This window comes from Kothea flammea (assembly GCF_052161645.1).
Classification (GTDB): domain Bacteria; phylum Planctomycetota; class Planctomycetia; order Pirellulales; family Pirellulaceae; genus Laterigemmans.
On sequence record NZ_CP197414.1, the window covers coordinates 5,369,775 to 5,381,499 of the forward strand.

Below are 11,725 nucleotides of genomic sequence, written 5' to 3' on the forward strand. Positions count from 1 at the left end.
CAGGTTGGCAAGAATCTTTGCCAAACCGCCCTCCTTGGGGAGAATTTATGAGCCGGCCAAGCCGCGCACGACCGCAAAGCTTAACTGCTGCAGCTCGCTGGCCAAATCCACGTTGGCGACGCAGGTCTCGCCGCGAAGGTTGAGCGTAACGGGGGCAAAGTTGAGCACTCCCGTGACCCCCGCGTTGGCTAAACGCTCGGCCGTCTCCTGCGCGGCATCGGCAGGTACCGCTAAAATCGTTAACGTGATTTCGCGACTCTTGATTTCACGCTCTAACTCGCTGAGTGGTAACACTGGCACTCCCCCCACCAACTGACCAATCCGATCAGCTCGAATGTCAAAGGCCGCTTGCAAGCGAAAACCCTGTTCCGAAAAACCACGATACCGCAGCAAAGCCGTGCCCAGCGAACCAGTGCCGATGAGAGCCACGTTCCAGACCTTATCGGCGCCCAGGGCGGCTCGAATCCGGTTTGACAGCCCGGCGATCTCGTAACCGATACCGCGACGCCCCAGCTGGCCGAGCGTGGCCAAGTCCCTGCGGACGACGGCGGAGGAAACCCCCAGGCGGCCACCCAGCTGCGAGCTGCTAACCCCCTCGCTGCCGGCTCCTTGCAGACGCCGTAGTTCACGTAAGTACAGGCTGAGCCGCGCCACAGCGGCCGCCGGGATCGGGCTGCGGGGTGATTGCGACGGCTGGTCGGGTGACATTGGGTCCATGCGATGCGTTGCTCCAACAGCAATGTGAGGGGTATGGGGGTGCGTTGGTTCAACCGCTGTGGTCCGCTGCCAACGGCACAATCGTTACGGACGGCACAACAACACACACATATACCCCGCAAACCGCCCATTTTGCGCTTGCAACCTGAATTCTATGTTCAACCTTTGCTCTGTAGTCGATGTAGTCATTGCACCAAGTCTCAGTTACCTAGTTACCGATGTTTGCGTAATCGTCAGATTCGCAAATGGTCACATTTGTTCAGTATCCGCAAAGGAGCGAGCAGATGGGCCGCCGGCACGCGGGTGGATGCGAGACGGGGGGTGCGATCGGCTCGGCCCCTCAAGGGCGGGTCAGAAGCTGCGTCCAGCACAGTTCGCGTTGTTACTATGGAGAATGGGAAATGAAAAGGCTGTGGTTGTTGCCCGTTTTGGCGGCCGCGTTGGTCGGCGGAACGGCTCGTCCGGTCGATGCCGCTTATTGCGGATCGATCAGTTACTCGGGTTGTGGTTGTAGTGGCGGCAGCGCCGTCGAGGGTTCCGTCGTTGAAGGCGGAGTCATCGCGGACGGTGACGTTGCTGTCGGTTCGAACACTGTCATGCGAACAGTTCGCGAGACGGTTTACGAGCAACGACAAGAAACGCGTTACCGCACACGCAACGAGACATATTACGAAGATCAAGTGGTGATGGCGACCCGTATGGTCCCCGAAACCCACACCAAGGAAGTTTCTTACACGGTGATGAAGCCCGTGCAAGAGACTCGCCAACGTGAGATCAGCTACACCGTGATGAAGCCGGTTTACGAGACACACTCGAAAACCATCAACTACACGGTCAAGAAGCCCGTGTACGAAACACGGACCAAGACGATCAACTATACGGTTATGAAGCCCGTATATGAGCAAAAGAGCCGCGTGATCAACTACACGGTCAAAAAGCCTGTGTACGAGACTCGCACCAAGACCACCAATTACACGGTGATGAAGCCCGTGTACGAAACGCGCAGCCGCGTGATCAACTACACAGTCATGAAGCCTGTGTACGAGCAACGCAGCCGCACGATTAACTACACCGTCTACAACACCGTGACGGAGCAAAAAGTTCGCACGGTTAACTACACGGTTTCGGTCCCGCAACCTTACACCAAGACGGTTACCGTCAACGGTGGGTATTGGGAAACCGTGACCGAAGAAGTTCCCGGTCCTGTCATGCGTCGCACGGTGCGTGACCCAGGCACTTGGGTCTTCGACGAAGCGACTTGCCGAAATGTTTACGTCCCCGGTTGCTGCCGCGTTGAGTGCGTGCAGTGCCCGCCAAAGCAAATCTGCAAGAAGGTTTGGGTTCCGACCTGCGAAACCAAGGAAATTCAGTGCGTCCGTTACGTCACCGAATGCCGCACCAAGGAAGTACCTTACACCGTTTGCCGTAAGGTTCCCGAGTGCCGCACCAAGGTGTGTAACTACACTGTTTGCAAAATGGTTCCTGAGTGCCGCACTAAGACCTGCAACTACACAGTTTGCAAAATGGTTCCTGAGTGCCGCACCAAGACTTGCAACTACACCGTCTGCACCTATGTTTGCGAGCCTCGTCAAAAGGTTTGCAACTACACAGTTTGCAAGATGGTTCCTGAGTGCCGCACGAAGACTTGTAACTACACCGTCTGCACGTATGTTTGCGAACCACGTCAAAAGGTTTGCACCTACACCACTTGCAAGATGGTTCCTGAGTGCCGCACCAAGATTTGCAACTACACCGTTTGCAAAATGGTTCCTGAGTGCCGCACCAAGACCGTGTGCTACACGACTTGCCGGAAAGAATGCTACGAAAAGACCATTCGGGTTGCCAAGTGCCGTCAGGTATGCGAGCCCTACACCGTCACCGTATGCGTTCCCCGGGTTGTCTGCAAGCAAGTTCCCGTAACCGTGTGCTGCCCAACTCCTGCCTGCGATCCATGTGCTACCAGCACTCGCAGCAGCGGTGGCTTGCTGAAGAAAATCTTCGGCGGCTTGGGTGGAAATAGCTGTGGCTGTGCAACCGCTTGCTCGGTTGGCTGCGACAGTGGCTGCGGCTGCTAACAACGCCCTTTGGATCGGCTGACGTCCTGTCCGGAGCTTCAAGAAGGGGTCGGTGTTCGAATCGAATGCCGGCCCCTTTTTTCGTGTCTGCCACTAGCCACTAGCCACTAGCAATCATGTGCCGACGCACCGTCCCCTTGACGGTCAATTGGCCCGCCGCAAAGGACCATGGCCCAGCAGCTAATTCGATGCCGGCCAACTGAATCGCGGCCAACGGGGGCAACTCCGCATCACAGCTTCGCAACGACTCGTAAGCGCGGCGAAAAACCTCTTCCGACCAATCAGCGCCGGGGTCGACGCCAGCCACAATCCGGCTACCCCGCGCGGCCAACACAACATGCCGCACGCCGGGTGTCCGCCGCAATTTGGCTTCCCAAGTAAGCGGGAAGACTTTCCTGCCAGTGCTCAGCACCAACACGTCGTCGCTGCGACCGAGCACTTGCAACATCCCGTCGGCGCCAAGGCGGCCCGCGTCGCCAGTGCGGAGCCAGCCATCGGCGGTAAACCGTCGCCGCGTCGCCTCGGGGTCTCGCCAATACTCCCGCATCAAGCCCGGCCCGCGCGCTTCGATCTCACCGCCACGATTAATGCGGACTTCGGTTTCAGGTAGCGGTCTTCCCACCACGCCGGGACGGCAATCGTCGGGCGTGGCGCTGCAGATCACTGGCCCCGCCTCGGTCAAACCATAGCCCTGAATCGGCGCAATCCCCAACTGGCGAATCTGCTGAAAACGACGCGTCTCCAAGGCCGCCCCGCCGCAGCCCAACATCCGCAATTGCTCCAGTCCCAAAGCCCGCAGTCGCCGCTGATCGCCCACTCGCTGAGCTTTTAATTGCCGGTCCCGTTGCGTCTCGCTTTCCGGGTCGGCTTCCGAGTGGGCTTCCGAGGCGGCAAAAATCTTGTCGATTAAGTAAGGAACACAATTCAGCAGCGTAGGTCGCACCGCCGGCCCCAGTTGCTCAATCGCCTGCCAACCGCTACCTGCTGCTAATTGCCCGCCGCTGATCAACCAAGTCATCAAGTCGCAGGTTCGCGAGTAGGCGTGGGCGAAAGGCAAGACACTCAACCGCCGATCCTGGGGCGTTTGCGGTGCCGCGGCCAGCTTGCCCAGCGCGTTCTTCACCAGCGCGGTGGCAGTCAGCACCACTCCCTTGGGTTCCGCAGTCGTGCCGCTGGTCCAGAGTATCAGTGCGGGCTGATCGGCTGTGCGGCGACCTAGCTCGGTAACCGCGTCAAGCTGCTGAGCAGAACGCAGCAAACTCTCCAGCTTGGTTACCGCTGACGCACCGGTAGCGGAGCGCAGGACCGACTCGATCTGCAAACCAGCAAACGGCGATAGATGTTGTGCGTGAAGCTCGGCTGAGGAGAGGACAAACCGCGTCTCTAACCGCGCGACGACAGTGGCCACGCGGGAGGGTGGCAGACGATCATCGAGGGGCGATTCCGTGGCCCCGCAAAGTTGCACCGCCAGTGCCATTACGACTGCCGACCAGCCGTTGGGCAATTGCGTCACAACGCGTTCGCCAGGTCGCACCCCAGTCGCCGCCAACTGCTCAGCTAGTTCAGCGGCGACAACGGCGATTTCCAACCAAGTTGCGGTGCCCACGCCGGGCTCGATCCAAGCAACCGCTGAGGGCGATTGCTGGGCGTGTTTCAGCAAGTATTCGGCGGGAGTTTGCGGGGAGTCCACAAAAGCGTTGCGCCGCGGTGCGTTAAGCCGTTGCGGAAATCAACTGCCGCAACTTGCTGGCGTTACCCGCTTGGCCGAACGATTCCATCCGCGCGACGCAGACCGCTTCCATGGCGGCGCGAGCCGGTTTGAGGTAATCGCGAGGATCGAATTTTTCGGGGCTTTCGGCCAGCACTTTGCGAATCGCTCCGGTGATCGCCATGCGGCAATCGGTATCGACGTTGATCTTCCGCACGCCCGACTTAATACCCCGTTGAATTTCTTCGACCGGCACCCCGTAAGTCTGCTTCATCTGACCGCCATACTGGTTGATGATGTCTTGCAGCTCTTGGGGCACGCTGCTGCTGCCGTGCATTACCAAGTGGGTGTTGGGCAAGCGAGCGTGAATCGCTTCGATGCGGTCCATCGCCAGCACTTCGCCGGTCGGCTTTTTGGTGAACTTGTAGGCTCCGTGGCTGGTGCCGATTGCCACGGCTAAGGCATCGACGCCCGTCTCGGCGACAAACCGTTCGGCCTCTTCGGGATCGGTCAGCAATTGATCGTGGGTCAATTCCCCTTCGGCACCGTGGCCGTCTTCCTGTTCGCCACCACCGGTTTCCAACGAACCGAGACAACCCAGTTCGCCCTCGACCGACACGCCGCGAGCGTGTGCCAAGCGAACAACTTCGGCCGTGACTCGCACGTTGTAATCGTAGTCGGCAGGTGTTTTACCGTCGGCTTCGAGCGAGCCATCCATCATCACGCTGGTAAAACCATTTTCGATGGCGCTGAGGCAAGTCTCAGGGCTGTTGCCATGGTCTTGGTGCATGACAATTGGGATGTGCGGATAAAGTTCGGTGGCGGCCAACATCAGATGCCGCAAGAAGGCGTCTTGCGAGTAGGCGCGCGCGCCGCGCGAAGCTTGCACGATGACTGGCGAGTCGGTCCGATCGGCAGCCGCCATAATCGACTGGATCTGTTCCATGTTATTCACATTGAACGCGGCCACGCCGTAATTATTTTCGGCGGCGTGGTCCAAAACGACGCGAAGCGGTACCAACGGCATAGTGGTGATCTCTGGGAGTTGAAAGGAATGCGGAGAATGCAATGTGGCTTGATGCAATCCAGCATTAGCTGGGTGCGGCCTGATTGAGCATCCGACCCGTTTCATTATCCTGATCCCTGCCAGCATCGCAACCGCCCCTGGTCCGTTGTTTGCATCGGCTGGGCGAACCGCTTAAAACCTGCCATCATGGCTAGCAAACGTTATCAATTCACTGTCGCAGGTCTTAACTAACGAACATGCCGGAAGATCTTTACCAAGTCCTGGGCGTAGGTCGTCAAGCGTCTCAGGAAGACATTCAAAAGGCCTATCGCAAACTGGCTCGCAAGTTCCATCCCGATATGAATCCGGATGACAACAAGGCGAAGGAACGTTTCCAGCGAGTTCAAGAGGCCTATGACGTCCTCAGCGACAGCGAAAAACGAGCTGGCTACGATCGCTACGGCGCTGATTTTGAGAAAATCCGCAGCAGCGGTTGGAATCCTCAAGCCGCTGGCGGGGGGGCTTTCGAGGGTGTCGATCTGGAGCAGATCTTTGGCGGCCGGGGCGGTCGCGGCGGCGGCGGAGGCGGCTTCGAGGGTGGCTTTGCGGATTTCTTCGAACAATTGATGGGAGCCCGCGGTGGCGGGCCGGGTGGTGGCCGGGGGCCGGGACCTGGAGGACGAGCAGCACCCCGCCAAGGTGCGAACTTGCAACACGAACTGTCCTTACCACTACGGACCGCCGTGACCGGGGGCAAACATGAATTCGTGATTCAACGACCCAGCGGCAATGAGACGATTAGCGTGACAATCCCGCCGGGAGTCCACGATGGAGCCAAGATTCGCTTGCGGGGCAAAGGCCAGGCGTCCCCCACCGGGCACGAAGCGGGCGATCTCATCCTCGTGCTCAAAGTCCTGCCGCACGAGTGGTTCCAACGAATTGGGCAAAACCTCAAGCTGAGTCTGCCAATCACACTTTCCGAGGCCGCCTTGGGGGCAAAAGTCGATGTGCCAACTCCCTCCGGCACAATTACGCTGACCATTCCGCCAGCCAGCAGCGGTGGCCGCCGATTAAGAGTCAAAGGCCAAGGCGTACCCTCCCGCGATGGTTCCACGGGCGATCTGCTGGTCGACTTGGTGATCAAGCTGCCGGAACATTTCGAGCCCGAAGATGAAGCAGCCATTCGCACAATCGAACAACGCTATGCGAATCCGGTCCGCAGCGAGTTGAACTTTTGAAACCCTCCAGCACCGACCAAGCAAACTTGCTCCCACCCGGGAACACGTTTCCGAAATCCAGCCGCATTGCCAGCTCCCAAGAGTTCACACGAATTCTCAAACAAGGCCGGTATGCGGCGGATGCCACGCTGGTGGTCAACGCCAAACCGGCTGCGCAAGCAGACCGGCGAGGCAATTTCCCCGGTCGCCTTGGGGTGACGATCCCCACCAAAACCGGCAACGCAGTGGTCCGCAACCGCTGGAAACGGCTGATCCGAGAAGCCTATCGTTGCCAACGCCAACTGCTGCCGCTGGGCTACGATTTCGTGGTCCGCCCGCGACGCGGCGGTACCTGTGACTTTCAGAGCATCAGCCGCTCGCTGCTGAAATTGGCCCACCGAGCAAGTGGTGTTCAGCAAGGCGGGGTTCAGCGGGGCGGGGTTCAGCAAGGCAAACGCCCCGCCAAGGAAGCTTGAAAATGCTGGGCCGCTTGGCGATTGGCTTGATTCGCTTCTACCAGCGTGGGATCAGCCCGCTGCTGGGGCCCTCCTGTCGGTTCACTCCCACTTGCAGCCAGTACGCGATCGAAGCGATTGGCAAATATGGAATCATCGTGGGCGGCTGGAAAGCTGTTCGCAGAATCTTGCGCTGTCATCCCTGGCACCCGGGCGGGTATGATCCGCCATAAGCGAGTCCCCTCCTGCGGCAGCCGGAGAATAGAAAAGGGCTTTCACCGGCTAGAGGAAAAACGTGCAGATCCGCTGCGCCTTCATCCCCCAGGTGTTCTGCGTTAATGCCCGCAACGCGCCCCGGGCGTGCTACAGCGATTGTGGCGGTTGTGCCATGAACCATTTCGTCAAGCGAGGGTTTTCCACAGACAAAATCCAATGATTCCCTCAGCAAACCCTCAAAAGGGGGCGTAGGATTCAACAGTGGGCCCTGCAGCAATGCCGGGTAAATCCTTACATATCGTGTCATGGCATCATTTATGAACGCTACTAAAACCTCTTTGAGTTGTCGCCGTATCTTGCATGTTGATGACGACCACAGCATGCTACGTCTAGTTCGCAGCGTGTTAGAAAACGCTGGCTACGAAGTGATCAGCGTGGATGATCCACAGCAAGTCATCAAAGTGCTGCAAGAGCAACAAATCCAGTTGGTCATTTCCGACGTCGATATGCCCCATTTGCCGGGCATCGAGTTGTTGCGGCAAATCAAAAGCTATCGTGGCAACATCCAAGTCATCATGCTGACCGGTTTGGTCACCCAGATGACGGCCGTCGATTCGATGTCGGCGGGTGCCGAATACTGCCTGTTCAAACCACTGCTGGATCCCACCCCGCTGTTGATGGCGGTGGAGAATACGTTTGCCAAGCTTGACTTTTGGCGAGACACTCTGTTCGAACTGAAGGAACGTAAGATGCGCGAACAGGGCCAGTTGAAGACAACCGCCAGCGGCAAACAACCTCGGACGGCCAAGACGGTCAAACAGAAGCTGACCAGGGTCGCCAGTTAAACGAGTCCAGAAGCTGGTGACTGATATCTATCATTTCTTGCCCGCTATCGATCAAAACCTGAGTGAATTCGAGCAAGGTTAGATGAAGTCGATTCAGGATCGGCTGGCATCAAAAGGTCGTCAGCAGCGCGACTTCGATTTCCAGCCCTGGGCCGAAACCTAGCATCAGCCAGGGCAGCGGGACTTGCGTTTGACGCATCTGTTTGAGGATAAACACCAACGTGGCGGACGACATGTTGCCATGTTCGGACAAGACGCCGCGGCTAATCGCCAAGCTATCGGTGGGTAGTTCCAGCGATTGCTCGACCGCCGTCAGCACTCGCGGGCCACCGGGGTGAGTCGCCCAACCTTGAATGTCCTGGATGGTCAATCCTTGCTCGCCCAGCCATTGTTCCAAGTAGCCTGGCAAATTCGCCTCGATGCAACCGGGAACCGTGGCGGCGAGGGTCATCTCATAGCCGTGATCACCAATTTTCCAACTCATTGCATCTTGCGTGTCGGGCAACCACCGTGACCCGGTGGCTTGGATTTGCGGTGCTTGGCCGGTCGCCGGTTGGTTGCGAATCACCAGCGCGCCGCTGCCGTCGGCGAAGAGCGCATTGGCGACGACGCGATCGGGGTCCCAACCATACTGATAGTGCAGGCTGCAAAGCTCGACAGCCACGACCAGCACGCAAGCTTGCGGATCGGCGACGGCGATTGCGGTGGCAGCTCGCATCGCGTTGATGATCGCGTGGCAGCCCATGAAGCCGACTTGAATCCGCTGTACGTCCCCCGACAATCCCAAGCCGCTGATCAATTCGATATCGAACCCGGGTGCGTAAAAGCCAGTGCAAGTCACGGTAACCAAGTGCGTCACTTCCGCGGCGGGGACCGCGGCATCCCGCAAAGCTGCGGCGGCGCTCGACACCGCCAGTTCACCGGCGGCGGCGGCAAACCGCTCCATCCGCTGCTGTGTCGTCGGTCCGCGATCTGCGGCCGAGCTGGCTTGCAGATAGAAAGATTGCTGGATCTCCAGTTCCTCCTCCGAAGGCCCGTCGAGCACGACGCTGGCCCGCCGCGCCACTCGCGTCATTCGATACAGGGCAGGCAGCACATTGGTAGCTTCACCCGCGTCATGCACAAAGCGGCGGGCGACCGAAACCGAATTGGCTTGCGAAATGGAGTAAGCCGGGCTGGCGGTGCCGATACCGACAATCGTTGCATTTGACAAAGGATTAAATTGGGTTGTTTGTAACTAAAAACGTCGATTGAGCAGGCCGATAACAGGTCGCGCCAGCCAAGGGCAATGAGCAAGCGTGGTGAATAAAGTGGCTCTGGCTCGCGGTCTTCGCAGTGCGGCCGAGAGCAGCCGGCAGGTAAGTTTTCTCCGTGTTAATCGCCGCTGGTAAGCGGCGGCGTAACGATCGCCAGCATTACCCCCCGTTGGCAGACTGTCAACGATCGCCTCAGCAGCCAGTCTACCTGTCTCCATCGCCCAGGCCATGCCTTCTCCCGTAAAAGGCTCCACATATCCGGCGGCGTCACCAATTGCCAAAATCCGCTGACGGCCTGGAATTCGCTGCCGCTGCAGCCGGGGAGTCCCCTTCCAGTGCGTACCAGCGGGAGCTGCCACCGGTGGTAGGCCGGATAGCTCAATAATATTTTCAATCCGTTCGCCGAGGGGAATATTTTTTTGCCGGCCAGCCGGCTCGTAAATCGCCGCAGCAACATCTAGGCCGCCATTTTCCAGACGCACCACCCCGGCATAGCCACCATCGGCACAACCCATGTAGATCACTCCCGGCTGGTAAGCTTCGCCGCCGTAAGCAAAGTTCGCTCCCACGCCAATCGGCCCGGACGGCGCCGATTTCCAAGGCAACCATTGCTGCTGATCGCCACCCGCCAAGCCGCTGGCAAAAACCACTGCCCGGCACCGCCAACGTGTCGCCCCACTCGCCCCAGCACCAAAACCAGCCGGCACTGTCTCGACTTCCACCCCCTGGTCCGTTGCAGCCACAATGCGTGCGGTGGCGGGTTGGAGAATCTCCACCCCGCGGTGCTGAGCCAACGCCAGCAAGGCCTGGTCCATCCGTCCCCGCGAGAGCGCGACCAGCCCGTTGGCAAACTGGCGGTCACCAGCCGGCCGCGAGAAGCTAAACGCCACTGGTCCAGCGGTTGGGCGCCCAATTCGGCCAGCAAATGTTTAGCATCGACAGCCGCCAACACGCTGGCCGCCGCACCGTTTAAGCAGCACCCGCAAACTTTAAAACGAGGGAAAGTTTCCCGTTCGACGATCACGATTCGCCGCACACGCTCGCCCCCCAGCTGACGAAGAGCCAGCCCACAGATCGCGCCCGCCGGGCCACCACCAATGATGATCGTGTCGGCCAACTCAACGTCAGGCGAGACAGCAACGTCAGATGAGACAGCCATGGGCATCAAGCAAGAGGAATCTCGGCTAAGAACCGGCAAGGCAACAGCGGCTCGACGCGTGGTGCAAAGCCCAAAGCGGTCTCGGCAAGTCCTTCAAATTCACGCCGCGTCATCGCCGCTCGCACACTCAACGCCGCATCGCAATGCACCACCGGTGATCGCGTGACTAACTGGGCGGCGAAACTTACCAATGTCAGGTTCAACCGTGAACGCGCCAAGTCGCAAACCAACAATCTCCGCAATTCCCCGCCCCGATCGGTGGCATCACGCATCACCCGCAACAGCTGGACAACGTCATCATCTTCAAAGTGGTGCAGAAACAGCGAACAACAGACGACATCAAAATCATTGGGCAAATCATCCTCCAAGACATTCGCCACCAGCCAGTCTGCCTCGACCTGATTTCGCTCAGCCTGCTCGCCCGCTTGGCTGACAGCCAACGGACTCATGTCGACTCCAGTAACCTGCAGGGGAAAACCATCCCGCCGCGCGAGTTTGAGCCAGCGAATCGGCAAATCGCCCGACCCGGTCGCCACGTCCAACACCCGCAACGGCCGCGGACTGACAGCCGAGAGCCGCCGCAAGCGGCGGTAAACCGCGTCAGCCACCCCGGTGAATCGATTCAACCGCGATAATCCACGCAACGCGAGCCGATGCTCCGCGGGGTCCAAGTTCGGGTCGTCCATTAACTCAGGCTCGACAACTCGCTCTCGCATGCCACACAAAACCTGAAAAGGAAAACCACTGAGAGAACCACCACGAAAACCACTAATACCGAAGCTCGAGCAAGTTGCGTTACTCATTTCCCATTGTGCCTTTCCAGCACACCGATTGTACAGCCGGGGAGGATTAATCGGTGAAAACGCTCACTGCCGATTGTGCCAGCTGAGCCGCATTCAACACTCGAAACAGCTATAGCTTTGCGGTTTTCAGAAAACTCCGCACACGAGACTTTCGACCTGCGGGGGGGATTCAGCGTCTGTCGATGGTTGCTAACGACATGGGAATGCGCCACTTGGCAACCAGCATGTCACGACCAACGAGTGGTTAGTTATTGGGACAGGAAACCCG

11 protein-coding genes are annotated in these 11,725 nt (G+C 58.8%); 5 read left to right on the plus strand and 6 right to left on the minus strand.

Annotated elements, in window-relative coordinates; genetic code table 11:
• Window positions 1-45 precede the first annotated feature (45 nt).
• Window positions 46-717 carry a redox-sensing transcriptional repressor Rex gene (locus SH139x_RS20020; protein ID WP_488351536.1) on the minus strand — a complete coding sequence of 224 codons (672 nt, stop codon included), beginning with the start codon at window positions 715-717 and terminating at the stop codon, window positions 46-48.
• Between the two features lie 245 nt (window positions 718-962).
• Here SH139x_RS20020 and SH139x_RS20025 point away from each other — a divergent pair, with 245 nt between their 5' ends.
• Window positions 963-2,792, plus strand: a complete 1,830-nt coding sequence (locus SH139x_RS20025) for a hypothetical protein (RefSeq protein WP_488351537.1) — start codon at window positions 963-965, stop codon at window positions 2,790-2,792.
• Between the two features lie 100 nt (window positions 2,793-2,892).
• Here the strand turns inward: SH139x_RS20025 and SH139x_RS20030 are convergent, their stop codons facing one another.
• Window positions 2,893-4,482 (minus strand): AMP-binding protein, encoded by a 1,590-nt coding sequence (locus tag SH139x_RS20030; RefSeq protein WP_488351538.1) that lies wholly within the window; start codon window positions 4,480-4,482, stop codon window positions 2,893-2,895.
• A gap of 22 nt (window positions 4,483-4,504) precedes the next feature.
• The gene (gene fba, locus SH139x_RS20035; protein ID WP_488351539.1) at window positions 4,505-5,527 is read right to left on the minus strand and encodes a class II fructose-bisphosphate aldolase; all 1,023 of its coding nucleotides are present in this window, start codon (window positions 5,525-5,527) and stop codon (window positions 4,505-4,507) included.
• Window positions 5,528-5,763: 236 nt separating this feature from the next.
• Between fba and SH139x_RS20040 the strand changes: the two genes are divergently transcribed.
• The 4 genes from SH139x_RS20040 (at window position 5,764) to SH139x_RS20055 (ending at window position 8,239) form a co-directional block, all read left to right on the plus strand.
• A complete protein-coding gene (locus tag SH139x_RS20040) occupies window positions 5,764-6,744 on the plus strand; it encodes a DnaJ C-terminal domain-containing protein (RefSeq protein ID WP_488351540.1) in 981 nt (326 codons plus the stop codon).
• Window positions 6,741-7,199, plus strand: coding sequence for a ribonuclease P protein component (gene rnpA / locus SH139x_RS20045; RefSeq protein ID WP_488351541.1), 459 nt, complete (start codon window positions 6,741-6,743; stop codon window positions 7,197-7,199). The genes SH139x_RS20040 and rnpA overlap by 4 nt, the downstream gene beginning before the upstream one ends.
• Before the next feature lie 2 nt (window positions 7,200-7,201).
• Window positions 7,202-7,411: a membrane protein insertion efficiency factor YidD gene (yidD, locus tag SH139x_RS20050; RefSeq protein ID WP_488351542.1), complete on the plus strand. Its 210-nt coding sequence runs from the start codon at window positions 7,202-7,204 to the stop codon at window positions 7,409-7,411.
• Window positions 7,412-7,711: 300 nt separating this feature from the next.
• On the plus strand, window positions 7,712-8,239 hold the full coding sequence (locus tag SH139x_RS20055; RefSeq protein ID WP_488351543.1) for a response regulator: 528 nt from the start codon (window positions 7,712-7,714) through the stop codon (window positions 8,237-8,239).
• Window positions 8,240-8,348: 109 nt separating this feature from the next.
• Here SH139x_RS20055 and SH139x_RS20060 read toward each other — a convergent pair whose 3' ends face one another.
• The 3 genes from SH139x_RS20060 to SH139x_RS20070 all read right to left on the minus strand — a co-directional run bounded on the left by SH139x_RS20060 (window position 8,349) and on the right by SH139x_RS20070 (window position 11,457).
• Window positions 8,349-9,452 carry a type III polyketide synthase gene (locus SH139x_RS20060; RefSeq protein ID WP_488351544.1) on the minus strand — a complete coding sequence of 368 codons (1,104 nt, stop codon included), beginning with the start codon at window positions 9,450-9,452 and terminating at the stop codon, window positions 8,349-8,351.
• Between the two features lie 24 nt (window positions 9,453-9,476).
• Window positions 9,477-10,385 (minus strand): NAD(P)/FAD-dependent oxidoreductase, encoded by a 909-nt coding sequence (locus SH139x_RS20065; protein ID WP_488351545.1) that lies wholly within the window; start codon window positions 10,383-10,385, stop codon window positions 9,477-9,479.
• A 274-nt stretch (window positions 10,386-10,659) separates the two neighbouring features.
• A complete protein-coding gene (locus SH139x_RS20070) occupies window positions 10,660-11,457 on the minus strand; it encodes a methyltransferase domain-containing protein (RefSeq protein WP_488351546.1) in 798 nt (265 codons plus the stop codon).
• Window positions 11,458-11,725 lie beyond the last annotated feature (268 nt).